The 24,952-nt window shown below is 63.5% G+C and carries 23 protein-coding genes and 2 riboswitches; of the genes, 15 read left to right on the forward strand and 8 right to left on the reverse strand.

Annotated features, from left to right (window positions below):
• Window positions 1-39 precede the first annotated feature (39 nt).
• Window positions 40-2,745, reverse strand: coding sequence for an aconitate hydratase AcnA (gene acnA, locus C0V82_RS09320; RefSeq protein ID WP_102112100.1), 2,706 nt, complete (start codon window positions 2,743-2,745; stop codon window positions 40-42).
• Between the two features lie 497 nt (window positions 2,746-3,242).
• Between acnA and oppB the strand changes: the two genes are divergently transcribed.
• The 7 genes from oppB (at window position 3,243) to C0V82_RS09355 (ending at window position 11,799) form a co-directional block, all read left to right on the forward strand.
• Complete coding sequence (gene oppB, locus C0V82_RS09325; protein ID WP_245924048.1) at window positions 3,243-4,214, forward strand: oligopeptide ABC transporter permease OppB; 972 nt, start codon at window positions 3,243-3,245, stop codon at window positions 4,212-4,214.
• A gap of 60 nt (window positions 4,215-4,274) precedes the next feature.
• Window positions 4,275-6,110, forward strand: coding sequence for a M2 family metallopeptidase (locus C0V82_RS09330; RefSeq protein WP_102113346.1), 1,836 nt, complete (start codon window positions 4,275-4,277; stop codon window positions 6,108-6,110).
• Between the two features lie 262 nt (window positions 6,111-6,372).
• Window positions 6,373-6,633, forward strand: a complete 261-nt coding sequence (locus C0V82_RS09335; RefSeq protein WP_102112102.1) for a DUF2442 domain-containing protein — start codon at window positions 6,373-6,375, stop codon at window positions 6,631-6,633.
• A 25-nt stretch (window positions 6,634-6,658) separates the two neighbouring features.
• Complete coding sequence (locus C0V82_RS09340; protein WP_102112103.1) at window positions 6,659-7,573, forward strand: ABC transporter permease subunit; 915 nt, start codon at window positions 6,659-6,661, stop codon at window positions 7,571-7,573.
• A 13-nt stretch (window positions 7,574-7,586) separates the two neighbouring features.
• Window positions 7,587-8,597 (forward strand): ABC transporter ATP-binding protein, encoded by a 1,011-nt coding sequence (locus tag C0V82_RS09345; RefSeq protein WP_102112104.1) that lies wholly within the window; start codon window positions 7,587-7,589, stop codon window positions 8,595-8,597.
• Between the two features lie 18 nt (window positions 8,598-8,615).
• A complete protein-coding gene (locus C0V82_RS09350) occupies window positions 8,616-9,617 on the forward strand; it encodes an ABC transporter ATP-binding protein (protein WP_102112105.1) in 1,002 nt (333 codons plus the stop codon).
• 193 nt (window positions 9,618-9,810) lie between these two features.
• Window positions 9,811-11,799, forward strand: coding sequence for a methyl-accepting chemotaxis protein (locus tag C0V82_RS09355; protein ID WP_102112106.1), 1,989 nt, complete (start codon window positions 9,811-9,813; stop codon window positions 11,797-11,799).
• A gap of 77 nt (window positions 11,800-11,876) precedes the next feature.
• Here C0V82_RS09355 and C0V82_RS09360 read toward each other — a convergent pair whose 3' ends face one another.
• The 3 genes from C0V82_RS09360 to C0V82_RS09370 all read right to left on the reverse strand — a co-directional run bounded on the left by C0V82_RS09360 (window position 11,877) and on the right by C0V82_RS09370 (window position 14,250).
• Window positions 11,877-12,548: a TerC family protein gene (locus tag C0V82_RS09360; protein ID WP_102112107.1), complete on the reverse strand. Its 672-nt coding sequence runs from the start codon at window positions 12,546-12,548 to the stop codon at window positions 11,877-11,879.
• A 329-nt stretch (window positions 12,549-12,877) separates the two neighbouring features.
• Complete coding sequence (locus tag C0V82_RS09365) at window positions 12,878-13,243, reverse strand: hypothetical protein (protein ID WP_102112108.1); 366 nt, start codon at window positions 13,241-13,243, stop codon at window positions 12,878-12,880.
• Window positions 13,244-13,329: 86 nt separating this feature from the next.
• Window positions 13,330-14,250 (reverse strand): LysR substrate-binding domain-containing protein, encoded by a 921-nt coding sequence (locus C0V82_RS09370; protein ID WP_102112109.1) that lies wholly within the window; start codon window positions 14,248-14,250, stop codon window positions 13,330-13,332.
• Window positions 14,251-14,402: 152 nt separating this feature from the next.
• On the opposite strand from C0V82_RS09370, the gene C0V82_RS09375 reads away from it, so the two are divergent.
• Both C0V82_RS09375 and ahpD read left to right on the forward strand, forming a co-directional pair.
• Window positions 14,403-14,942 carry a peroxiredoxin gene (locus tag C0V82_RS09375; protein WP_094454183.1) on the forward strand — a complete coding sequence of 180 codons (540 nt, stop codon included), beginning with the start codon at window positions 14,403-14,405 and terminating at the stop codon, window positions 14,940-14,942.
• Between the two features lie 248 nt (window positions 14,943-15,190).
• Window positions 15,191-15,724, forward strand: a complete 534-nt coding sequence (ahpD, locus tag C0V82_RS09380) for an alkylhydroperoxidase, AhpD family (protein WP_102112110.1) — start codon at window positions 15,191-15,193, stop codon at window positions 15,722-15,724.
• A gap of 64 nt (window positions 15,725-15,788) precedes the next feature.
• Here the strand turns inward: ahpD and C0V82_RS09385 are convergent, their stop codons facing one another.
• Window positions 15,789-16,262: a DUF721 domain-containing protein gene (locus C0V82_RS09385; RefSeq protein ID WP_102112111.1), complete on the reverse strand. Its 474-nt coding sequence runs from the start codon at window positions 16,260-16,262 to the stop codon at window positions 15,789-15,791.
• Between C0V82_RS09385 and mutY the strand changes: the two genes are divergently transcribed.
• On the forward strand, window positions 16,261-17,379 hold the full coding sequence (mutY, locus tag C0V82_RS09390) for an A/G-specific adenine glycosylase (RefSeq protein ID WP_102112112.1): 1,119 nt from the start codon (window positions 16,261-16,263) through the stop codon (window positions 17,377-17,379). The two genes, C0V82_RS09385 and mutY, sit on opposite strands and share 2 nt — an antisense overlap.
• Window positions 17,380-17,405: 26 nt before the next feature.
• Complete coding sequence (locus tag C0V82_RS09395; protein WP_102112113.1) at window positions 17,406-18,089, forward strand: DUF1194 domain-containing protein; 684 nt, start codon at window positions 17,406-17,408, stop codon at window positions 18,087-18,089.
• 59 nt (window positions 18,090-18,148) lie between these two features.
• Here C0V82_RS09395 and C0V82_RS09400 read toward each other — a convergent pair whose 3' ends face one another.
• From C0V82_RS09400 to ispH, 3 genes are all read right to left on the reverse strand, one after another.
• A complete protein-coding gene (locus C0V82_RS09400; protein ID WP_102112114.1) occupies window positions 18,149-19,138 on the reverse strand; it encodes a TerC family protein in 990 nt (329 codons plus the stop codon).
• Between the two features lie 128 nt (window positions 19,139-19,266).
• On the reverse strand, window positions 19,267-20,043 hold the full coding sequence (locus C0V82_RS09405) for a glycosyltransferase family 2 protein (RefSeq protein ID WP_102112115.1): 777 nt from the start codon (window positions 20,041-20,043) through the stop codon (window positions 19,267-19,269).
• Window positions 20,040-21,011, reverse strand: coding sequence for a 4-hydroxy-3-methylbut-2-enyl diphosphate reductase (gene ispH / locus C0V82_RS09410; protein WP_102112116.1), 972 nt, complete (start codon window positions 21,009-21,011; stop codon window positions 20,040-20,042). The genes C0V82_RS09405 and ispH overlap by 4 nt, the downstream gene beginning before the upstream one ends.
• A gap of 164 nt (window positions 21,012-21,175) precedes the next feature.
• On the opposite strand from ispH, the gene C0V82_RS09415 reads away from it, so the two are divergent.
• From C0V82_RS09415 to gcvPA, 4 genes are all read left to right on the forward strand, one after another.
• On the forward strand, window positions 21,176-21,721 hold the full coding sequence (locus C0V82_RS09415) for a hypothetical protein (protein WP_102112117.1): 546 nt from the start codon (window positions 21,176-21,178) through the stop codon (window positions 21,719-21,721).
• 80 nt (window positions 21,722-21,801) lie between these two features.
• A riboswitch (glycine riboswitch) is annotated at window positions 21,802-21,901 on the forward strand.
• Window positions 21,902-22,014: riboswitch (glycine riboswitch) on the forward strand.
• A gap of 58 nt (window positions 22,015-22,072) precedes the next feature.
• Entirely contained in the window at window positions 22,073-23,191 is a 1,119-nt protein-coding gene (gene gcvT / locus C0V82_RS09420; protein WP_102112118.1) for a glycine cleavage system aminomethyltransferase GcvT, read from the forward strand.
• A 42-nt stretch (window positions 23,192-23,233) separates the two neighbouring features.
• Window positions 23,234-23,605 carry a glycine cleavage system protein GcvH gene (gene gcvH, locus C0V82_RS09425; protein ID WP_094454173.1) on the forward strand — a complete coding sequence of 124 codons (372 nt, stop codon included), beginning with the start codon at window positions 23,234-23,236 and terminating at the stop codon, window positions 23,603-23,605.
• Window positions 23,605-24,951 (forward strand): aminomethyl-transferring glycine dehydrogenase subunit GcvPA, encoded by a 1,347-nt coding sequence (gene gcvPA / locus C0V82_RS09430; protein ID WP_102112119.1) that lies wholly within the window; start codon window positions 23,605-23,607, stop codon window positions 24,949-24,951. Before gcvH ends, gcvPA begins: the two co-directional genes overlap by 1 nt.
• The last annotated feature ends 1 nt before the right edge of the window (window position 24,952 follow it).

The following is a 24,952-nucleotide window of genomic DNA, read 5'->3' on the forward strand; positions in this document are numbered from 1 at the left end:
ACCGCCGGGTCACCCCGGCGGTAGGCGAAGCAACAAACTTTACTCCGCCGCTGCCGGGGCAGCGAGGTTGCGCAGCACGTACTGCAGGATGCCGCCATTCTTGAAATAGTCGACCTCGTCCAGCGTATCGATACGGCAGAGCAGGTTGACGACTTCCTTCGACCCGTCGGCGCGGGTGATGGTCAGCTTCAGGTCCATGCGCGGCTTCAGGCCGGCTTCCACGCCTTCGATATCGAAGGTTTCGGTGCCGTCCAGCTTCAGGGTGTGGCGGTTCACGCCGGCCGGGTACTGGAGCGGCAGGATGCCCATGCCGACGAGGTTGGAGCGGTGGATACGCTCAAAGCTTTCGGCGATGACGGCAGACACGCCCAGCAGGCGGGTGCCCTTGGCGGCCCAGTCACGCGACGAGCCGGTGCCGTATTCCTGACCGGCGAACACCACCAGCGGCGTGCCCTCGGCCTGATACTTCATCGACGCGTTATAGATCGGCATCACTTCGCCGGTCGGCACATACTTGGTCAGGCCGCCTTCGACGCCGTCCAGCATCTCGTTCTTGATGCGGATATTGGCGAAGGTGCCGCGCATCATGACTTCATGGTTGCCACGGCGGGCGCCGTAGCTGTTGAAGTCAGCGACGATGACGCCGTTTTCCAGCAGGTATTCACCGGCGGGGCTGGTCTTCTTGATGTTACCAGCGGGCGAGATATGGTCGGTGGTGATGCTGTCGCCCAGGATGGCGAGCGCGCGGGCACCCTTCACGTCGGACACGGAACCCGGCGTCATGGTGATGCCGTCGAACAGCGGCGGACGCTTGGCGTAGGTCGACTTGTCGTCCCACTTATAGGTCATGCCCTCAACGGTCTTGATCTTCTGCCACTGCTCCGGACCCAGGAAGACGTTGGCATAGCGGCTGACGAACATTTCGCGCGTCAGGAACTGGGAAATCGTGTCCTCGATCTCCTTGTTCGTCGGCCAGATGTCCTTCAGGTAGACGGGCTGGCCGTCCTTGCCGGTGCCAATCGGGTCCTTGGAGATGTCCAGGTGCAGCGTGCCGGCCAGGGCATAGGCCACCACCAGCGGCGGGGAGGCCAGATAGTTGGCGCGGACCTGCGGGCTGACGCGGCCTTCAAAGTTGCGGTTGCCGGACAGGACGGACGCAACGGTCAGCTTACCAGCGTCCACAGCGGCGGCAATCGGGTCCGGCAGGGGGCCGGAATTGCCGATGCAGGTGGTGCAGCCATAGCCGACCAGATTGAAGCCCAGCTGATCCAGATACGGGGTCAGGCCGGCGGCGTTCAGATAGTCGGTCACAACCTGGGACCCAGGGGCCAGCGACGGCTTCACCCAGGGCTTGGTCTTCAGGCCCAGCTCCACCGCCTTCTTGGCCACCAGACCGGCGGCGAACAGCACCGACGGGTTGGAGGTGTTGGTGCAGGAGGTGATGGCAGCGATCACGACATGGCCGTGATCCAGCTTGTAATCCGCACCGGCGACGTCGGTCGGCTGGCTGACAGGGCGGCCGGCCACGTCACCGGCCAGGAACTCACCAAATTCCTTGGTGACGTTGGACAGCAGCACGCGGTCCTGCGGACGCTTCGGCCCGGCCAGCGACGGCTCCACCGAACCCAGGTCCAGTTCCAGCGTATCGGTGAAGACCGGGTCGGGCGTGGAGGCATCGCGCCACATGCCCTGGGCCTTGGCATAAGCCTCGACCAAAGCCACGCGGTCGGCGTCGCGGCCCGTGAAGTCCAGGAAGCGGATGGTCTCGGCGTCGATCGGGAAAATGCCGCAGGTGGCGCCATATTCCGGGGCCATGTTGGCAATCGTCGCACGGTCGGCCAGGGTCAGCGCGTCCAGGCCGGGGCCGTAGAACTCGACAAACTTGCCCACCACCTTCTTCTTGCGCAGCATCTGGGTGACGGTCAGCACCAGATCGGTGGCCGTCGCACCCTCACGCAGCTTGCCGGTCAGCTTGAAGCCGACAACTTCCGGGATCAGCATAGAGATCGGCTGGCCCAGCATCGCGGCCTCAGCCTCGATACCGCCCACGCCCCAGCCAAGGACGGCCATGCCGTTGACCATGGTGGTGTGGCTGTCGGTGCCGACCAGCGTGTCGGGATAGGCAACGGTGGCGCCGGTCTGGTCGGTATCGGTCCAGACGGTCTGGGCCAGATATTCCAGGTTCACCTGATGGCAGATGCCGGTGCCCGGCGGGACCACACGGAAATTGTTGAACGCCTTCTGGCCCCAGCGCAGGAACTCGTAACGCTCGCCATTGCGCTGGAATTCCAGCTCAACGTTTTCGTCGAACGCCTTGGGCGTGCCGAAGCTGTCCACCATCACCGAGTGGTCGATGACCAGATCGACGGGGGTCAGCGGGTTGATCTTGGTCGGATCACCACCCAGGGCCACCATGGCCTCGCGCATCGCAGCCAGATCGCAGACGGCGGGAACGCCCGTGAAATCCTGCATCAGCACGCGGGCCGGGCGATAGGCGATCTCGCGGTCAGAGCGCTTGTCGACCAGCCACTGGGCGACGGCCTTCACGTCGTCAACGCTCACCGTGCGCCCATCTTCGAAGCGCAGCAGGTTTTCCAGCAGGACCTTCATCGAGAAGGGCAGGCGCGACACGTCGCCCAGACCAGCCTTCTCCGCTTCGGGAATGCTGAAATAATCAACGGACTTGCCGCCGACGGAAAGCGTGCGGCGGGTCTTCAGGCTGTCATGGCCGGTGAACGTGGACATCGGGGGGTGACTCCTCCAACGGGGTCGCGGGGTAAACGGCAGACCGTATCTCGCCCCGGCTCCAGCGTCCGGGACCGTTGATCTGCCTGGATGGCATTTTCGGAGCGTGGTTTAGCGCTTTTTGCGGTGCGGGGAAAGGGCAGGTTGAGGGGATCAGCCCCCGATTTTTGTACAGATCGGGATGGAATTACGGCTTGTTGCGAAACGATCTTAATTGGCCACGAGGCCGACTGGCGCACAGGAGGTCAGGTCGAGCTGGGGGCGTGGCCCGACATAAACCAACCACGGTTGCTTGTCCGGACAAGACCAAGCCTTGGGCCCAATCTACAATGCGTGTTCCCGACGCCCAAAAATTTCCCAACCCGGCCCACACGGATTGGTGAATGGCCCGCCCGCACCACCAGTTTTGAAATAATATCTCTTTTGCGGTGGCACGGTTGACAGGGCGGACTTTTTCACAGAGATGTCATGCCGTCCGCGCGGGATGCGTTCGTTGCATGGCTGATACCATGCGGGAACCGAGGCGCGATGGAGGGACCCTGTCGATGCTGTCTTACACTGTCCGGCGCCTGCTGGAAGCGATCCCGACATTGCTGGTGATCGTGGCCTTGTCGTTCTTCCTGATGCATTCGGCACCGGGTGGCCCGTTCGACAGCGAACGCGTGCTGCCGCCGGAGATCGAGGCGAACCTGAAGGCGGCCTATAATCTGGACAAGCCGGTCTGGCAGCAGTTCTTGATCTATCTGGCCAATGCGGTGCAGGGCGATTTCGGCCCCTCCTTCACCTATAAAGACTTCTCCGTCTCCGAACTGATCGGCACGGGTTTCCCGGTGTCTCTCAAGCTGGGCCTGTCGGCGATCACGCTGGCGGTGATCATTGGCTGTACGCTGGGCATCCTGGCCGCCATGCGCCAGAACACCAAGACCGACTATTCCATCATGGGTGTCGCCATGGTCGGTATCACCATCCCGAACTTCGTGATGGCGCCGCTGCTGACCCTGGTGTTTGGTATCTATCTGGGCTGGCTGCCGGTGGCGGGCCTGGGGGATGGATCGTTCCGCAATCTAGTGCTGCCCGTCGTGGCCCTGTCCCTGCCGCAGATCGCCATCATCAGCCGCCTGACGCGTGGCGGCATGGTGGAAGTGCTGCGTTCCAACTTCGTGCGCACGGCCCATGCTAAGGGCCTGCCCGAACATCTGATCATCACTCGCCACACGCTGCGCGCGGCATTACTGCCCGTCATCTCCTATCTGGGGCCGGCCATTGCCGGTCTGGTGACGGGGTCGGTGGTGATTGAGCAGATTTTTGGCCTGCCCGGCATCGGCCGCTACTTCGTGCAAGGCGCCATCAACCGCGACTACACGCTGGTGATGGGCACCGTCATTACCTATGGCAGCTTGATCGTGCTGATGAACCTGCTGGTCGATTTGGTCTATGGCCTGATGGACCCGCGCGTTCGGTACGATTGAGGAAATAACGATAATAAAATCAACGACAAGCCAATGTTCAGCAGGGAAGGACAGGGTTCCATGCGCATCACCAAGCATCTGCGTGCCGGGGTCGCCCTCAGTGCGATGATTATCCTGGCAGCCTGCGGGCAGCCGGGCGACAAACAGACTGCGGCACCCGCGAAGCCGACCGTGGAAGAAGCCACCGCCTTCATCACCAAGGCCGAGGCCGAATTGGGTGCCGCGCGGGAGAAGGCGTCGCGCACTGCCTGGGTGCAGAACACCTATATCACGCCAGACACGCTGGCCCTGGCCGCCGACAGCAACGCCTCCTACAGCGCGCTGGTGTCGCGCCTGACGGCGGAGAGCAAGCGGTTCGTCGGGCTGGAACTGCCGGCCGATGTGGCGCGTAAGCTGAACCTGCTGCGCATGGAAACGGCCCTGCCGTCGCCCGCCGACCCGGCGCTCAACAAGGAACTGGCCGAGCTGGACGCCAAGCTGGGTGAGTTGTACGCCACCGGCAAGGTCTGCCGCGACGATGGCAGCGACTGTCTGACGCTGGACGAGATCGACGATGTCTTCCGCACCTCCCGCGACGAGAAGGAGCTGAAGCGGCTCTGGGCCGGCTGGCACAAGGTCGGGCAGGAGATGAAGCCGCTGTACCAGCGTGAGGTGGAGATCGCCAATATCGGCGCCAAGGAACTGGGCCTGCCCGATGCCGGCACCCTGTGGCGGTCGGGCTATGACATGCCGCCGGAGGCGTTCGAGCAGGAGGCCGACCGGCTGTGGGGTCAGGTGAAGCCGCTTTATACGGCCCTGCATTGCTATGCCCGCACCAAGCTGGGTGAGAAGTACGGCACCGATGTCGTGCCGCAGGACAAGCCGATCCCGGCCCATCTGCTGGGCAATATGTGGGCGCAGGAATGGGGCAACATCTATGATCTGGTGGCGCCCAAGCAGGCGGCCACGAATGTCGATGTCACCAAGCTGCTGGTGAAGGCCGGGTACGACCCGATCAAGATGACAAAGACGGCCGAGGGCTTCTTTACGGGCCTGGGCTTTGAACCGCTGCCCCAGACCTTCTGGGAACGTTCGCAGATCACCCGCCCGCGCGACCGCGAGGTCGTGTGCCATGCGTCTGCCTGGGATATCGACGACAAGGACGATATCCGCATCAAGATGTGCATGCGGGTCAACGGCGACGACTTCCAGACCGTCCATCACGAGCTGGGCCATAATTTCTATCAGCGCGCCTACAAGGCCCAATCGACCCTGTTCCGCAACGGCGCCAATGATGGCTTCCACGAGGCCATCGGCGACTTCATCGCGCTCTCGGTAACGCCGGGCTATCTGGTGAAGCTGGGCCTGCTGGACAAGGAACCCTCGACCGAGGGCGACGTGCCGCTGCTGCTGCAACAGGCCATGGACAAGGTGGCGTTCCTGCCGTTTGGCCTGCTGATCGATAAGTGGCGCTGGAATGTCTTCAACGGCAACATCAAGCCGGAAGATTACAACAAGGCCTGGTGGGATCTGCGCACCAAGTATCAGGGCGTGTCCTCGCCCGTGGAGCGCACGGCAGCGGATTTCGATCCGGGTGCCAAGAACCATGTGCCGACCAGCGTGCCCTATGTTCGCTATTTCCTGGCCCGCATCCTGCAGTTCCAGTTCCACAAGGCCGCCTGTGATCAGGCCGGCTTCACCGGCCCGCTGCACCGCTGCTCCATCGCTGGCAATGCCGAGGTGGGGGCGAAGTTCAAGGCCATGCTGGAAATGGGCGCGTCCAAGCCCTGGCCGGAAGCGCTGAAGACCTTCACCGGTACCGATCAGATGGACGCGTCGGCTATGCTGGCCTATTTCGCACCGCTGAAGGAATGGCTGGACAAGCAGAATGAGGGCAAGAGCTGCGGTTGGGAGTGAGGGTTTGAAGGAGGGCCGGTGATGCCGACATTGCGGCGGGAAGGGAAATGGAAACTGTCGGTCTATGGACCGGGCGACCATCCCCCGCCGCATTTCCACATCATCGGCCCCGACCATGACGTGGTCGTGCATGCTGTCAGCTTTCAGCCCCTGGGCGGGACGCTGACCGGGGTGCCGGCGGAATTGATGAATTGGGCCAGAACCAACCAGGATGTTATCCTGGCCATGTTCCAGGCCCTGAACCCGACAAGGAGGGGATGGGATGCGTACACCACGGATCAAATCCGTCACCACCCTGCCGGGGTTCAAGGTGCAGTTGGAGTGGGATGTCGGCCAAGTGTCGGTCGTCGATATCTCCGACATCATCGACCGGTACGACATCTTCGCGCCGATCCGGGAAAACCCGGCCCGGTTCGATCAAGTGACGATCGGGGAATACGGGTATGACCTGCACTGGTCGGACCTGATGGAGATCCCCTGCACGCAGCTTTGGCAGCGTTCGCAGGTCCAGGCTGCGGAATAGGGCGTTAGGGAAAGAGCAGACGACGATGGTTCAAGACATCACCGGCGGGGCCAAGCGGGCCGCGCTGATCGAGAAGGCGGGCGAGGATGTGCAGGGCAGGTCCCTGTGGCAGGACGCCCGCCGTCGCCTGTTTGCCAACAAGATGGCAGTGGCCAGCATGATCGTGCTGGGCATCATCACCTTCATGGCAATCTTCGCTGACTTCCTCAGCCCCCATGCCTATGACGAGGTCTATTGGGACTATATCGGCGTCGGACCGCAGCTTGAGGGCAGCCACTGGTTCGGCACCGATGCCAATGGTCGCGACCTGTTCATCCGCACACTATATGGCGCCAAGGTGTCATTGGCCGTCGGTGTCGTGACCACGCTGGTGGCGCTGATGATCGGCGTGGTTTATGGCGCCATCGCCGGTTACTTCGGCGGGCGGATCGACAGTATCATGATGCGCATCGTCGATGTGCTGTACTCCATGCCGCTGATGTTCTTCGTCATCATCCTGGTGGTGGTGTTCGGGCGGCACATCATCCTGGTCTTCGCGGCCATCGGCTGTGTCGAATGGCTGACCATGGCGCGTATCGTCCGCGGCCAGACCCTGTCGGTGAAGCGCAAGGAATATATCGAGGCGGCCCGCGCCGCCGGCGTGTCCACGCCCAACATCATCCTGCGCCACATCATCCCCAACGTCATCGGCCCGGTCATCGTGTTCGTGACCCTGCTGGTGCCCGTTGTGATCCTGGTGGAAAGCTTCCTGTCCTTCCTGGGTCTGGGTGTGCAGGAGCCGATGACCAGCTGGGGCGTGCTGATCTCCGAAGGGGCGGCGCAGATGGAAAATGCCCCGCACATGCTAATCTTCCCGGCTGTCTTCCTGGCCGTGACGCTGTTCTGCTTCAATTTCATCGGTGACGGCCTGCGCGACGCGCTGGACCCCAAGGACCGCTAAGGGAACGGACAAGATGACCGCAGTTTTGGAAGTCCGCGACCTATCGGTCCGTTTCGCCACGCCCGATGGCGAGGTCAGTGCCGTGAACGGCGTCAGTTTCGACGTGAATGAGGGCGAATGCGTCGGCATCGTCGGTGAAAGCGGGTCTGGCAAAAGCCAGCTTTTCATGTCGGTCATGGGCCTGCTGGCCCGCAATGGCCGCACCCTGGGATCGGCAAAGTACCGGGGCACCGAACTGGTCGGCATGCCGGTCAAGGAGCTGAACAAGATCCGCGGCGACAAGATCGCCATGATCTTTCAGGACAGCATGACCGGCCTGACCCCGCATCTGCGCATCGGCCGACAGATGACCGAGGTTCTGGTGCAGCATAAGGGCATGTCGGAAAGTCAGGCGGTCAAGCGCGCGCTGGACATGCTGAACCTTGTCCGCATCCCGGAGGCAGGCCGCCGTCTGGCGCAGTATCCGCACGAATTGTCGGGCGGCATGCGCCAGCGCATCATGATCGCCATGGCGTTGCTGTGCGAACCGGAGCTGCTGATCGCGGACGAGCCGACGACCGCGCTGGACGTGACGGTGCAGGCGCAGATCCTGGACCTGATGTCCGACCTCAAGCGCGTGACCAAGGCCGCCATCGTCCTGATCACCCATGATCTGGGTACCGTCGCCGGCCTGTGCGACAAGGTGCAGGTCATGTATGGCGGACGGTTCATGGAGACGGGCACGGTGCGGGACATTTTCTATGAACCCGCCCACCCCTATGCCGCCGGTCTGCTGTCCTCCATGCCGCGCCTGACAGAAGAGCGGTCGGAAAAGCTGTACGCCATTCCCGGCCAGCCGCCGAACCTGCAGCGCCTGCCCAAGGCCTGCCCGTTCCAGGAACGCTGCGACTTCGTGCATGACCGCTGCACCACCGAACTGCCGCTGCTGCGCGAGGTCGGGCCCGGCCATACCAAGGCCTGCCATCTGTTCAGCCTTCAGAACCCCGTTTCCGACCCGGCGGCACCGTCGCTGGTCGTCGCCTGATTGCCCGGAGTTGATGCCATGTCCAAGGAACTGCTCCGTGTCCAGGACCTGAAGGTCCATTTCCCCATCCGCACCGGCGGTCTGCTGATCGGCAAGTACACGCCACTGAAGGCCGTGGATGGTGTCTCCTTCACGCTCGACGAGGGGGAGACGCTTGGGATCGTGGGGGAAAGCGGCTGTGGCAAATCCACGCTGGGCCGCGCCATTCTGCAACTGATCAAGCCCACCGACGGGCAAGTGGTCTTTATGGGGTCCGAGTTGACGGGCGTCGGGGCGGAGGTGGTGCGCCAGAAGCGGGAGGAGATGCAGATCGTTTTCCAGGACCCGCTGGCCAGTCTGAACCCCCGCATGACGGTGGGCGATATCATCGCCGAGCCGCTGACCGTGTACCGGCCCAAGCTGTCGAAGGAAGAGCGCAAAGGCCTGGTCCGCGACATGATGGCCAAGGTCGGCCTGCTGCCGCAGATGATCAACCGCTACCCGCACGAGTTCTCTGGCGGGCAGTGTCAGCGCATCGGCATTGCCCGCGCCATGATCCTGAAGCCCAAGATGGTGGTCTGTGACGAGCCCGTCTCGGCCCTGGACGTGTCGATCCAGGCGCAGATCGTCAATCTGCTGATGGATTTGCAGCAGGAAATGGGCCTGTCGCTGCTGTTCATCAGCCACGATCTGTCCGTGGTCCGCCATGTCAGCCACCGGGTGATGGTGCTGTATCTGGGCCGGGTGATGGAGATCGCCGACCGCGATGCCATCTATGCCGCCCCCCTGCACCCCTATACCCAGGCCCTGATCTCCGCCGTGCCGGTGCCCGACCCGGATGTGGAGAAGAACAAGGAACGCATCGTGCTGGGCGGCGACCTGCCCAGCCCGATGAAGCCACCTTCGGGATGCGTCTTCCGCACCCGCTGCCCCAAGGCCACGGACATTTGCGCCAGCGATGTGCCCGTCCTGGAGGAAAAGGCGCCGGGTCACCGCGTCGCCTGCCATCATTGGGGGCCGCCGGAGAAGAAGCTGGTGTAGGGTCACCTAAACCATTGGCCTGCCATATCAGTGAACGCTAACACGCATTTGCAGGCGGTGAGGGATAGGGCTGCGGCCAACGCAGTCTAAAGCTGCGCGCCTTAAAGGTTTGGTTAACGAAGCAACTGCGATAAGGGCTGCAACAATCAGCACTGTCGCAATTGCTTTCAGCCGGACCGCAAGGGGTGCCGACATGGGTACGCTTTTTCATCGTCTCACCAATATCTCCCTGTCGGCCCGCATCGTCGGGTTGACCACCTTGTCCTTGCTGCTGCTGGCAACCGGTCTGGTTCTGGTCAGCGACCGACTGGTTGAAAGCTATGCAAGGCGTCAAGCTGGCGAACAGCAGGACCTGTCCATGCGGGTGGCGTGGCAGGTTCTGGACAGTGTGGGTGCGCCATTCCGGCGCGACGGCAAGCAGCTTTACGCAGGCGACACGCTGCTGAACGACAATTTCGGGCCTGTCGATACGATCAGCAGGATTGCCGGCAGTACCGCCACCATCTTCGTTCTGGATGGGGCGGAGGCGGTACGCATCGCCACCAACGTGAAGAAGCCCGATGGCAGCCGCGCCGTCGGCACCAATCTGGCTCGCAACCCCGCCTATGAGGCTGTGGTAGGCGGCGGCCGGAGCTTTCGTGGTGAGGCCGATATCCTGGGCGTCACCTATCTGACCGCCTATGACCCGATCAAGGATGCGGGCGGGAAGATTATCGGCGTGCTGTATACCGGCGTCGAAAAGGCCCCCTACATGGCGCAGGTGGCAGAACTGAAGCGGTCATTGTTGCTGACATCCGCAGGCATCACACTTGTCCTGGCGCTGATTGCGCTCGTCTTGATCCGGGTTTGGGCGTCGCAGCCCCTGCATGCCCTGTCCGACCTTCTGGAACAGCTGGCAGCGGGCGAGACGGATGTCATGCCACCCGATGCGACGGGCCGCCGGGATGAAATCGGTCGTATGCAGCGTGCCGCCAGCGGCCTGCGCCTGTCGGTGGTGGAGGCGTTCCGCCTGAAGCAGATGGTCGATGACATGCCGTTGAATGTCATGCTGGCCGATGCCGCCAACGGCTTTGCCGTCACCTATGCCAACCGCGCCACCCTGGCGGCAGCGGAAGGCCTGTCATCGGTGCTGCCCGCCGGCGGGACCAGCCCCATGGGCCGTCACCTCAACATCTTCCAGGCAGACACGGGAGAGATCGGCCAGGTCATCACCCGACCCGAGAACCTGCCCTGGCGTGGCCAGATCGATGTCGGCAATGAGCGGGTGGATATCCGTATCGCCGCCGTCCGCGATGGCCATGGCCGCTATGTCGGGCCGATGCTGACCTGGACCATCATCACGGCCCAGGCCCGGCTGGCCGACCGGTTTGAGGCCAATGTCCGTGCACTGGCCACCCGCGTCTCCTCCGCTTCCCATGAAATGCTGGGTGCCGCCGACGCCATGCGCCGCGCAGCCGAGGGCACGGGGGCCAAGTCCGGCCATGTGGCCAGCTCCGCCAACCGCGCCACGGGGGATGTGGAGACGGTGGCCGCCGCCGCCGAGGAACTGGCCGCCAGCGTTGCGGAAGTGGACCGTCAGGTCGGTCAGTCGGCCCACATCGCGGGCCGCGCCCGGCAGGAGGCGGATGAAACCGGCCGCTCCATGTCCGATCTGGCCGAGGCGGCAACCCATATCGGTCAGGTCGTGGACATGATCAACAGCATCGCGGCCCAGACCAACCTTCTGGCCCTGAACGCCACGATTGAGGCAGCGCGGGCCGGCGAGGCGGGACGCGGCTTTGCCGTAGTGGCGTCGGAGGTGAAGACCCTGGCCAGCCAGACGGCCCGCGCTACCGAGGATATCCGCACCCAGATCGCCGCGATTCAGTCGAGCACGCAGCACGGCGTGGCCGCGATGCAGCGGATCGGCACCACCATCCGGGAAATCGGTAGCGTGTCCCAGGATATCCTGTCAGCCGTGTCACAGCAGAATGCCGCCACCCGCGAAATCGCCCACAGCGCTGCCGACGCGGCCCGTGGCACGCGCGAAGTGGTGGACACGATTGATGCTGTCACCGATGCCGCCGGTGACGTCGGCAGCGCCGCCACCCAGGTAAAGGCCACCGCCGACGCCCTGGACGACGATGCTCACAAGCTGCGCACGGCCATCGACGATTTCCTGCAGCAGCTGCGCGCGGCTTGATCCACCGATCGCACAAAAGAAAACCCCGCTTCCGCCAGCCGGCAGAAGCGGGGTTTTTGCTTTCCGGGCACGATAGATTAGCCCAGGTAACCCTGTACGAGCGGGAGCACCTGTTCGCTGCCATCGATGATCATCTTGATGGCGACGTAGAAAATCACGGCCAAACCGACATAGGCGATCCAGTGGAAGCGCGACAGAAGTTTGGCGATAGCCGTCGCGGCAGCACCCATGAAAGCCACCGACAGGGCCAGACCCAGGATCAGCACCTCCGGATGCTCATGTGCGGCACCGGCAACCGCCAGCACATTGTCCAGCGACATCGATACGTCGGCGATGACGATCTGCACGATAGCCTGACGCACAGTCTTGGTGCCTTCCGACGGCAGCGCCTCAGCGCCGGGATTGGCGTCGCCCGGGTTCACAGCCTCGTCCGCGACCTCAGCGCCCAGGTCCTCCTGCTTATGCTGGCGGATTTCACGCCACATCTTCCAGCAGACCCAGAGCAGCAGGACACCACCCGCCAGCGTGAGGCCGACGATGGCCAGCAACTGTGTGGTCAGCAGGGCGAAGATGATGCGCAGCACGACGGCGGCTGCGATGCCCCAGAAGATAACCTTTGCCCGCTGTTGCGCTGCCACACCCGCGGCGGCCAGACCCACGACAATGGCATTGTCGCCGGCCAGCACGATGTCGATCAGGATCACCTGCCAAAGCGCGTTCCAGAACGACACTTCAAAAAACATGTCCATTGATAAGAACCCCCACCTCTTCACTGCCGCCGTTCTAACACGGGGGGCGGCAGCTGGCGATGGGGAACAAAAAAGCCCGCCCCTGTAAAGACAAGGGCGGGTTTTCAAGTCTTGGCAGTTGGATCCTGCATGAATGATGACAGGACGCTGCAGATATCGTCCACAGAAGCCAAATTGTCAAACATTATTTTCAGTATTCACAACAATGAACACATTCGAATATTTACGACTTGGCAAAGCAAACGCATTTCCATTCATTGAAATGAATGGATTCACATTGTTTCGGAAGAATAGATAAAGTAAGATCGCCCGAAGACAGGCTGACGCGGTCAGCCGCGCGGCGGACCGGTGGACCAGGGACGGGCACAAGCCTGCCCTGCGCCGGATAGTCCGACGGGCGTCATCTCCGCATCTGCGGCGGCAAGGCGCGGCAGGCTGGACAAGGCCGGCAGGGTCAGACCGTCCTGGCCACCGGCATCATCGGTGCCCGTGGGCAGTGGCGCCTCTGGTGCCGCACTGATGACGAAAAGGCCGGGATCGTCGGGGCTGACAGGATCGGGCGCCGGGTCGGAACCCTTCTGCTCAGCCAGGACAACCGGTGCCGGAAGCTGGACAGCACTGTCCGCTGCGGCCGGCGGGGCCAGCAGCAGGAATGACAGGCTCAGCAACAGGACAAGCAACCGGTCGATGGTCACGCGTCGCTTCCGCGCAGGTTTCGTTCCCGTTACCGGGAACAGTCACCATAGAATGGGCACAGTCGCGCGCGGCGGCAAGCCCCGGTTTATCGCACCGGCTGCGCGCCGTCCGGCAGATGCTTGATAATCAGGTCGGCCAGCCGCCGGATATCGCCGCTGCGCGGGCTGCCACGGCGCCAGACCAGCGCCATGGTGCGAGTCGGCGCCGGATCGGCGAATCGGCGCAGGCCGATCTGGTCATTGGAGGCCAGCGAAGGAGCGGCCAGGGCCGGCAGTAGGGTCAGGCCAAGGCCACCCGCCACCATCTCCACCAGGGTCGCCAGCGAGGTGGCGGCAAACCCGTCCCCCGCCGCAGCGCCGGACAGCGCACAGACATCCAGCGCCTGATCGCGGAAGCAATGGCCGTCTTCCAGCAGCAGCAGGGTCTCGTCCTTCAACTCCCCCTCCTCCACCGTTTCGGCATTGTCCAGACGGTGGCCGCGCGGCATGGCGACCAGGAAGGGTTCGGTATAAAGCGGCAGCAGTTCCACCCCCGGCTCCGTCACCGGCAGGGCCAGCAGCGCCATATCAAGATCGCCCGCCCGCAGACGGTCAAGCAGCCGCTCGGTCAGATCCTCACGCAGATAGAGTTTCAGGTCCGGGTAGGCGGCGCGCAGGTCGGGCAAGACGCGCGGCAGCAGATAGGGGCCGCTGGTCGGGATCACGCCCAAGCGCAGGGCACCCGACAGGGGCCGGCCAGAGGCGCGGACGGCCTGTGACAAATCGTCCACCTGGCCCAGAATCACCCGCGCCCGTTCCACCGCATCCTCGCCCGCCGGGGTCAGCAGCACGCGATGCTTGGTGCGTTCCACCAGGGCAGCCCCCAGCATTTCCTCCAACTGCTGTATCTGTGCAGACAAGGAAGGCTGCGACACATGGCAGGCAGAGGCGGCACGTCCGAAGTGAAGCGTGTCGGCCAGGGCCACTAGATAACGCAACTGCCGAAGGGTGATGTTCGCCGGGTTCATTGGTTCATCCTATGACGGCAGTCGGAAGATGCGATTGGATTTTGCACCGCAATGCACTCATATCAGCGACGCCTCAGGCCGATAGCTGTATCGGCAGGGGCCTGACTTTGGCACCGCATCACAAACCAACCCAAAAAACGGAGTTGTTTATCATGCTGACCGTTGGCGACAAGTTCCCCGCTTTCGACCTGAAGGCCACCGTTTCCACCGACATCAAGTCGGCCTTCACGACGATCAACAACGACACCTACAAGGGCAAGTGGCTGGTCGTGTTCTTCTGGCCGAAGGATTTCACCTTCGTGTGCCCGACCGAGATTGCCGCCTTCGGCAAGCTGAACGGTGACTTCGCCGATCGCGATGCCCAGGTGCTGGGCGCCTCCATCGACACCGAGTTCGTGCACCTGGCCTGGCGCCAGAACCACGCCGACCTGAAGGACCTGCCGTTCCCGATGCTGGCCGACGTGAAGCGCGAACTGTCCGCTGGCCTGGGCGTTCTGGACAAGAACGAGGGCGTGGCCCTGCGCGCCACCTTCATCGTCGATCCGGAAGGCATCATCCGCTTCGCCTCCGTGCATGACCTGTCGGTCGGCCGCAATGTGCAGGAAGTGCTGCGCACGCTGGACGCCCTGCAGACCGACGAACTGTGCCCCTGCAACTGGCAGAAGGGCGAGGACGTCCTGAAGGTCGGCTGATCTCCTGATCGCTGATCTCTGACGGATGGGCGCCCTGATCCCCCCGATCCACTGGGGCGCCCATTTACCCCTTCGCCCTCCCCCCTAACTCCCGGGCGAAGGGGCCCCATTCCGGCGGAATGCCGCCCCGGTGATCCTGGCTGCCCCTTAATGACGGGCGCCGGCACCTTTCAAAACACATCGTCCCGCGCATCGGCCATCCTGCGCCGCGCCCGAATTCATGCCCACTCTCGACCGGAGACGAAACCATGTCCATCGACGCGCTGAAGTCGCGCCTGCCCGACTATGCCAAGGATCTGAAGCTGAACCTCGGCTCGGTCCTGACCACCTCATCACTGTCGCCGCTGCAGGCCTGGGGCACGGCCATCGCCGCCGCCTATGCCAGCCGCAATGCCGAGGTGACGAAGGCCATCGTGGCCGACGCTGCCGCCCATCTGGACGCCCAGAACCTGACGGCCGCCAAGGCCGCCGGCGCCATCATGGGCATGAACAACATCTATTATCGCTTCGTGCATCTGGCGGATAACAAGGAATATTCCAAGATGCCGGCGCGCCTGCGCATGAACATCATCGCCAATCCCGGCGCGTCGAAGGTCGATTTCGAACTGTGGTCGCTGGCCGCCAGCGCCGTCAATGGCTGCGGCATGTGCATCGATGCGCATGAGCATGAAGTGATCCAGAAGGGTGCGACCAAAGAGAATGTGCAGGATGTCGTGCGCATCGCCGCCGTCATCCACGCCGTCGCCACGGTTCTGGACGCCGAGGACGCGCTGGCCTCTTAAGCATCCAGTGGATTGGTTTGGGTATGGAACGCCCCGGTGCCGCAAGGTGCCGGGGCGTTTCGCTTTACCCCACCACCGCCCGGCCCAGCCGCTCCAGCACGGCGCGCAACTCCTCATTCTCGATGGGTTCGACAGCCATGGTCAATTCCCGTTCCTTCACCGGGTCCAGGCGCTTTACCGGTTTCATGGCATAGCTCTTCTGCGGCAGGACCGGCCCCGCATGCACCAGTTTCAGCCGCGCCACGGCACGCCAGCCCATGAAGGAATTGATCCGTTCCAGGATCTGCGGTTCTTCATGCTGAACCAGCAGGGCCGCCGCACTGGACACCCGGACATGCAGCACGGCATTCTCCCGGCGCCCGGCGGGGAACGCCAGTTTCAGGGGCGATGTCTGTTCGGCCAGGCGGCCGCCGACAATGGCGGCCCAGTCGGTCAGAAGCGCGCCGAAGGCCATGCCGTCCTTGCCCAGGGCCTTGCCGGCGACAGCATTCAATGTACGTCCAAGGCGTTGCGGGCCGAAACCACTGGGGCTGTTCATGGCTGTCCGTTCATTACCGAAGACCGGTATCAAAGCAGATCAGGCGTCACCTGACCAGTCTGGTAGCCTGCCCGGCCTGCTGCTGGAGTGGTATGACCGGCATCGCCGCATCCTGCCCTGGCGGTTCGCGCCGGGAGAGGTGGCCGATCCCTACCGGGTCTGGCTGTCGGAGATCATGTTGCAGCAGACGACCGTGGCGACCGTCGGCCCCTATTTCAAGAATTTCCTGGACCGCTGGCCCACCGTCAATGATCTGGCCGCCGCTGATCTGGATGATGTGCTGCGCGCCTGGGCGGGGCTGGGATATTATGCCCGCGCCCGCAACCTGCATAAATGCGCGGTCGCCGTGGCCGCCCAGCATGGCGGACGCTTCCCCGATACCGAAGAAGGGTTGCTGTCCCTGCCCGGCATCGGCGCCTATACGGCCGCCGCCATCCTGGCTATCGCCTTTGACAAGCCGGCGACCGCCATGGATGGCAATGTCGAGCGGGTGATGGCGCGGCTGAATGCCGTGACCGACCCGCTGCCGGGATCGAAACCCGTCCTGCGCGCGCATGCCGCTGCCCTGGTACCCGACCGGCGGCCCGGCGACTACACCCAGGCGCTGTTCGACCTGGGTGCCACCATCTGTGCTCCGCGAAAACCGCGCTGCATCCTGTGCCCCTGGGCGGATGCCTGTGCCGCGCGAAAGCTGGGCATCGCCGAGGACTTGCCCGCCAAGACGGCCAAGGCCGCCAAACCGACCCGCCGCGCCCTGGCCTTCGTCCTGACCGATGCCCGCGGGCATGTCGCCCTGCGCCGCCGCCCGGAGAAAGGGCTTCTGGGCGGTATGATGGAGGTGCCGACCACGCCCTGGGAAGCGGCACCCGCGCCGACGCTGGTAGGATCACGCCCGCATGCGCCCCTGGCCGGCATCGACTGGAAGCCCCTGCCCGGTATCGTCCGTCATACTTTCACCCATTTCGAGTTCGAGATTACGGTGGTGACCGGACGGGCAGCCGGGGCCGGCGGCGGGGCGGACCTGATTTGGGTGGCACCGGATGCGCTGGGCGATGAAGCACTACCAACCGTTATGGCGAAGATACTGCGTCATGGCCTGGGCAAGGGCCTGACATAAAGGGGGCGGAGGCCCTGAACCCGCTGATGAAGCCTGTTTCGCGCCGTTCCGTGCTGGCGGGTCTTGCGGCCGTGCCGGCGGTCCCGACCCTGGCGACGACCACCCAGCCCGCCGTGGATGCGGCCCTGGTCCTGGCCGTCGATGCGTCGGCCAGCATTGATCAGGGCCTGCTGGATTTCCAATTGCGCGGCCATGCCGCCGCCTTCCGTCACAAGGCGGTGGAGGAAGCCATATCCCGGTCGGGCGGCAACGGCATCGCCGTCATGCTGGCACAGTTCGCGGGGCCAGAGACGTTGACCACGCTCGTTCCCTGGCGGGTGCTGAAATCCGGGCGGGACTGCGAGGAGTTTGCCACCACCATTGATGCCGCCCCCGGCGTGTTCATGGGCGGATCAACGGCCCTGGGCAGTGCCGTGGTGCAGGCCGTGGCCTTGCTGGATGCCGCCCCCTACCGAACAGAGAAGCGAACGCTGGATATTGTGTCCAACGGGTTCAGCAATGCTGGCGTCGATCCACGTTCCGCCCGTGGCTATGCCGCCGGGGCCAATGTCACCGTGAATGGTCTGGCCATCCTGAACGAGTATGACTGGCTGGAAGGCTATTTCGCGGAGAATGTCATTGCGGGGCGGGGGTCGTTCGTCCGCACCGCCAATGACCTGAACAGTTTTGCTGGCGTGCTGCTGGGCAAGCTGGTGACGGAGATGGTGTAAAACAAAACCGGGGCGGGTTTTCACACCCGCCCCGGTCTGTTTGTACCCCGAACCGGCGATTATGCCTGCTTTTCAGCCGACTGACCGCGCGTCTTATACAGCGAGTAGAACACGCCCGCCGCCAGAAGACCGAAGGTCACGGACAGCGAAATGGCGGGGTCCAGCTTTCCATAGATCTGGTTCCAGAAGATCTTGCCACCGATGAACACCAGCACCACAGCCAGCGCATACTTCAGATAGTGGAAGCGGTGGACCATGGCGGCCAGCGCAAAGTACAGCGCGCGCAGACCCAGGATGGCGAAGATATTGCTGGTATAGACGATGAACGGGTCGGTCGTGATGGCGAAGATGGCGGGCACGCTGTCCACCGCGAACACGATGTCGGCAAATTCCACCATCAGCAGGGCCAGGAACAAAGGCGTGGCCCAGCGCACAACCTTGCCCGTCTTGGGGTCCGGCTGCTTCACGAAGAAGGCGTTGCCATGCAGTTCATTGGTGACGCGCATGCGGCGGCGCAGGAAGCGGACCATGGCATTGTCTTCCATGGACTGTTCCTTATCACCCATGAACAGCATCTTCACGCCGGTCAGGATCAGAAAGCCGCCGAAGATGTACAGCAGCCAGTCAAATTCGGTCACCAGGGCGGCACCCAGGCCGATCATGATGCCGCGCAGCACGATGACGCCCAGGATACCCCAGAACAGCACCCGATGCTGATAGAGGCGCGGGATCGCGAAATAGCCGAAAATCAGCGAGATAACGAAGACGTTATCCATGGCCAGCGCCTTTTCCAGCGCAAAGCCCGTGAAATACTGCATGCCCGGCGTCGGACCCAGATACCACCAGACCCAGCCGCCGAAGGCCGCCGCGATGGCGATATAGAGGGCGGACAGCACAAGGCTCTCCTTCACCCCGATCTCATGGTCGTTCTTGTTCAGAACGCCAAGATCGAAGACCAGAAGAGCAATGACGATAGAGATGAAAACCAGCCAGAGCCAGAGGGCCTTGCCCAGAACCGGCTCAAGCATGATCGTGGCGAGAAACTCCATGGGAGTGCCTCCAATAGATCAGCCGAGTGCTTGCGTCAGCGACGAGGGTTCTATCCGACATCGCAGCCAACGCCTTGGCTGCCAGAGGGGCCCGGATGTGGCCAGATGTAGGATGGGCTTTTTGGCCTTCAAGGGGTGCGATGCAAAATTTCTCGCACCTTCGCGATGCGTGCAAAACGGAAGAAGGCAATGATAGCCGCCAGTTCCAGGCCATACAGGCCGAACACCCAATAGCCCTTCAGGATGAAGTACCGGAACAGATTGATGGGGAATTCCGTCATGGCCCGGAAGGCGCCATACCGCCGGCCCTTGCCCCGCGTCACGATCTCTTCCGCCTGCGCTGTGGAGTAACGGTTCAGCTTGGCGATCAGGTCGCCATGATCACGAATGGAATAATGCGCGATGATCGGCGACAAGCTACCGACCCTGCCGCTGTGCATTTCAACCGCGTCATGGGTGGCGCTGTCGGCGAAACGGCCATGGCGGCGGTCATAAAGCCGGATGTAATTGTGCCGCGGAGCGAACCGGTGGGGTTGCTTCTGTCCGGCCAGGGTCATGACGGTCTGGATGCGGTAGCCCTGCAAGGCCGGCTGCCCGTTTGAGAACAAGGCACGCACGGCCCCTTCCAATGCGGGTTCCGGCACCTCGTCCGCGTCCAGGTTTAACAGCCAGTCATGCCGGCACTGTTCCTCGGCAAAGCGCTTCTGCGGGCCATAACCGGGCCAGTCATGATGGATGACCTTGGCACCCAGCGACCGCGCCAGGTCCTGCGTGCCATCGGTACTGCCGCTATCCACCACCAGCACCTCATCCACCCAGTCGCGGACGGACAGGATAACGGGGCCGATGCGGTCGGCCTCGTTCAGGGCGATGATGAAGACGGAAAGGGGAAGTTTCCCGCTCATTCCGCGGCCAGAATCCTCGGCAGCTTGAAGATCACATTCTCCGTGGCGGTCACAACCTCCTCCACAGTCACGGTGAAACGTTCGCGCAGTGCCGCCAGCACCTCGTCCACCAGCACCTCCGGGGCGGACGCGCCCGCCGTAATGCCGAGCGTGCGGACCTTGGACAGGCGGTCCCAGTCGATCTGGGCCGCGCGCTGCACCAGCATGGCGCGGGTGCAGCCATGGGCGCGCGCCACCTCCACCAACCGGACGGAATTGGAGGAATTAGGCGCACCCAGCACCAGCAGGGCGTCGGCGCGCGGAGCGATGGCCTTCACCGCGCCCTGCCGGTTTGTGGTGGCGTAGCAGATATCTTCGCGCTTCGGCCCGGAAATGCTGGGGAACCGGTCGCGCAGCGCATCGACGATGGCGCCGGTATCATCCACCGACAGGGTGGTCTGGGTGGCAAAGGCCAGATTGTCGGGATCATCGACCGTCAGGCCGGCCACATCTTCCACCGTCTCCACCAACTTCACCGCCCCCGGCGGCAACTGGCCGATGGTGCCCACCACCTCCGGATGGCCGGCATGGCCGATGAGCAGGACGGTGCGCCCAGCCTCATGGTGATGCTCGGCCTCGCGATGCACCTTGGAGACGAGCGGACAGGTGGCGTCCACATAGATCATGTTGCGGCGCTGCGCCTCGGCGGGAATCGCCTTGGGCACGCCATGGGCGGAGAAGACGACGGGCCGGTCGTCCGGCACCTCGTCCAGTTCCTTGACGAACACCGCCCCCTTGGCCTCCAGGCTTTCCACCACGAAGCGGTTATGCACGATCTCATGCCGGACATAGACCGGGGCACCAAACTTCTTCAGTGCCGTTTCCACGATCTGGATGGCCCGGTCCACCCCGGCACAGAAGCCGCGCGGCGCCGCCAGCAGCACATGCAGGGGCGGAAGCGGGGCGGAGGGGGCGATAATGTCGGCCATGGTGATGGGGGTGTCCCTGTCGATACGTGTCAGTGCCGGGTGCCACGCTTGCGCGGCTGGGTGCCCACCTATATTGTCGCAACCCGGCGTGTGGGAAGGTGCCATTCAATTGACATGGTCGCCGCCCATTCATGTCCCGGTGAATGGAAGTGAACGGACGTTTGATGACCAGCCCCATGATGACCACCCGGCCCAACCATAGCCCGGTTCTGCACGTCAGGAAAGAAGCCCGCCGCTGGACCCTGGCCGCTCTTGCCGGCATGGGTATGCTTGCCGCCCTGGCCGGATGCGCCGAAAACGACCATATGGCGGCCGGCTGCCCCAATGTCGGCGTGCTGCGCGATGCCGGGACCCTGCGCACCGATCAGGGTGTGGCCATCCTGTCGGGCATCCTGGCCAATTGCGGCTATGACGATACGTCCGTCACCATCGCCGCCAACGTGATGATCACGGCGCGGGCCAATGAGGGTGCATCGGGCGGCACCATCCCCGTCACCTATTTCGTGGCCGTTACCGACCCGAACCGCAACATCCTGTCCAAGAAGACCTTCACCACCAGCGTGACGGTCGGCAGTGACACGCAGGAGACCCTGACCCAGGTCATCCCCGTGCCGAAGACCATGGATGCCCGCTGGTTTGAAGTGCTGGTCGGGTTCCAGTTGACACCGGAGCAAGTGGCGGCCAACCGTAACACCAATGAAGGCCGGTAAGCGTATCGCGCAGGGTCACACCTGCGCGACTTTACATTGACAGCAGCGGCGCAAAGCGTAGTTTGGCGCCGTTCAGCCGACGACCCCATGCGGGAGAGACTGGGACCTGGAAACAGGATACCAGCGCCGAAGGAGCAACCGCCCCCGGAAACTCTCAGGCAAAAGGACCGCGAAGGGTAGGCACATCTGGAAAGCAGGCGGGTCCGGTTTGCCGGGCCGACAGCCCACCGACGGAGTAAGTGGACGCCGAATGGCGACGCGAATCTCTCAGGGGCCAGGACAGAGGGGGGCAACCGCCGCGGGGACGATCCCCGTGACGGGTGAAACCTGTCCTGATGGGAGTGCCCCACCTTGGGTGACACCAGCCTGCTGCGTACGCCGCTTTACGATCTGCATGTGGAACTGGGCGCTAAAATGGTGCCATTCGCCGGCTATGACATGCCGGTGCAATATCCGCTGGGCGTACTGAAGGAACATCTGCATACCCGCACCCGCGCCGGCCTGTTCGATGTGTCCCATATGGGGCAGGTCCGTCTGCGGGGTGCCAGCATCGACGCCGTGATCCAGGCGCTGGAAGCGCTGGTGCCGGGCGATATCGCGGCCCTGGCGCCGGGTCGCATCCGCTACACCATGTTCACCAATGATGAAGGCGGCATCCTGGATGACCTGATGGTCACCCGGTTCGAGGATCACCTGTATGTGGTGATCAATGCTGGCTGCAAGGTTGAAGACCTCGCGCATCTGAAGGCCGGGCTGCCTGCCGATATCAGCATCGATTACCTGGGCGATGATGCCGGCCTGCTGGCCCTGCAGGGGCCGGAGGCGGTATCCGTCATGGCCCGCCTGCTGCCCCAGGCGGCGACGATGGGTTTCATGAGCGCGCGCAGCGCCATGATCGACGGCATTCCGGTACAGATCAGCCGGTCCGGTTACACCGGTGAAGACGGGTACGAGATCAGCGTGGGTGCGGCGGATGCCGAGAAGTTGGCCCGCCTGATCCTGGCCCAGGACGGGGTGGAGGCGATCGGCCTGGGTGCCCGCGATTCGCTGCGCCTCGAGGCCGGCCTGTGCCTTTATGGCCATGATATCGACACCACCACCAACCCGGTGGAAGCAGCCCTGACCTGGACCATCTCCAAGCGCCGCAAGACCGATGGCGGCTTCCCCGGTGCTTCCGTGGTTCAGGCGCAACTGGCCGGCGGCCCGGCCCGCAAGCGCGTGGGCATCCTGCCCGAAGGCAAGGCCCCGGCGCGCGAGCATACCGAAATCCAGGACCTGTCCGGCAACCGTATCGGAGAAATCACCAGCGGCGGCTTCGGCCCCACCGCCGGCGGCCCCGTCGCCATGGGCTATGTCGATGCCGGCTCCGCCGCTGTCGGCACGCCGGTTCAACTGATCGTCCGCGGCAAGGCGCTGCCGGCCAAGGTGGCCGCCATGCCGTTCGCACCGCACCGTTATTTCAAGGGCTGAAGCCCCTCCATCCAACGTTATCCCCAAACGAAAGACCGACCCATGACCATCCGTTTCACCAAGGACCATGAGTGGATCAAGCTGGACGGCGGCGTCGCCACCGTCGGCATCACCGATTATGCCCAGAATGCGCTGGGTGATGTGGTTTTCGTCGAGGTGCCCGATGCCGGCAAGGTGCTGGAACAGGGCAAGGATGCCGCCGTGGTCGAATCGGTAAAGGCCGCTTCGGAAATCTATGCCCCCGTCGATGGTACGGTTCTGGAGGGCAACGCCGCCCTGGGTGACGATCCGTCGCTGGTCAACACCGCGCCGGAGGGTGACGGCTGGTTCTTCAAGATGTCGATCAAGGACATGGCGCAGTTCGAGGCACTGATGGATGCCGACGCCTACAAGTCCTTCACCGAGGGGCTGTGATGCGTTACCTGCCGCTGACCGATGCCGACCGTTCGTCCATGCTGGCCACCATCGGGGTGGACAGCGTGGATGCCCTGTTCCGTGACGTGCCCGACCATGCCAAGCTGCCGGGCAAGATCGCGGGCCTGCCCGACCATATGGGTGAGCTGGCCGTGGAACGCCACCTTTCGCGCCTGGCGGCCAAGAATGTCACGGCATCGACCGTGCCATTTTTTGTCGGGGCCGGGGCGTACAAGCACCATGTCCCCGCCTCGGTCGATCAGATCCTGCTGCGCGGTGAGTTTCTGACCAGCTACACGCCGTATCAGCCGGAAGTGACGCAGGGCACGCTGCAATATCTGTTCGAATTCCAGACGCAGGTGGCGCTGCTGACCGGCATGGATGTGGCCAACGCCTCTATGTATGACGGCGCAACGGGTACGGCGGAAGCCGTCCTGATGGCCGCACGCGTCAACAAGCGTAACAAAGTGATCCTGTCCGGCGGTCTGCATCCGCATTACCGCGAAGTGGTGGAAACCACCTGCGGCATCATGGGCATGGATATCCGCGCCCAGGCCCCGGATTGGAAGAATGCCGAGGATCTGGCCGCATTGCTGGACGCGGAGACCTCCTGCGTCGTGGTTCAGACCCCGTCGCTGTTCGGCCATCTGCGCGACTTCACGGCGCTCTGCGATGCCGCCCACGCCAAGGGCGTGATGGTCATCGTGGTGGTGACGGAGGTTGTGTCGCTGGGCCTGCTCCCCTCCCCCGGTTCCATGGGGGCCGATATCGTCGTGTGCGAGGGGCAGAGCATCGGCAATGGCCTGAATTTCGGCGGGCCTTATGTCGGCTTGTTCGCCACCCGCGACAAGTTTGTGCGCCAGATGCCGGGCCGCCTGTGCGGTCAGACGGTGGATGCTGATGGCAAGCGCGGTTTCGTGCTGACGCTCTCAACGCGTGAACAGCATATCCGTCGCGAAAAGGCGACGTCGAACATCTGCACCAATTCCGGCCTGTGTGCCCTGGCCTTCACCATCCACCTGTCGCTGTTGGGCGAACAGGGGCTGGTTGGCCTTGCCCGCATCAACCACGCCAATGCCGTGACGCTGGCCGACAAGCTGTCGGGCATTAAGGGTGTCAGCGTCGTCAATGACGGGTTCTTCAACGAGTTCACCGTGAAGCTGCCCAAGAAAGCGGCCAAAATCGTGTCCAAGCTGGCGGCCAAGGACATCCTGGCCGGCGTGCCGGTCAGCCGCCTGTACCCCGACGTTGAAGGGCTGGACGATCTGCTGCTGATCGCCGCGACGGAGATCAACAGCGTTGAAGATATGGACGCGCTGGTGCGCGGCCTGGAGGAGGTTCTCTGAT

The sequence above is a fragment of the Niveispirillum cyanobacteriorum genome (assembly GCF_002868735.1).
GTDB lineage: Bacteria > Pseudomonadota > Alphaproteobacteria > Azospirillales > Azospirillaceae > Niveispirillum > Niveispirillum cyanobacteriorum.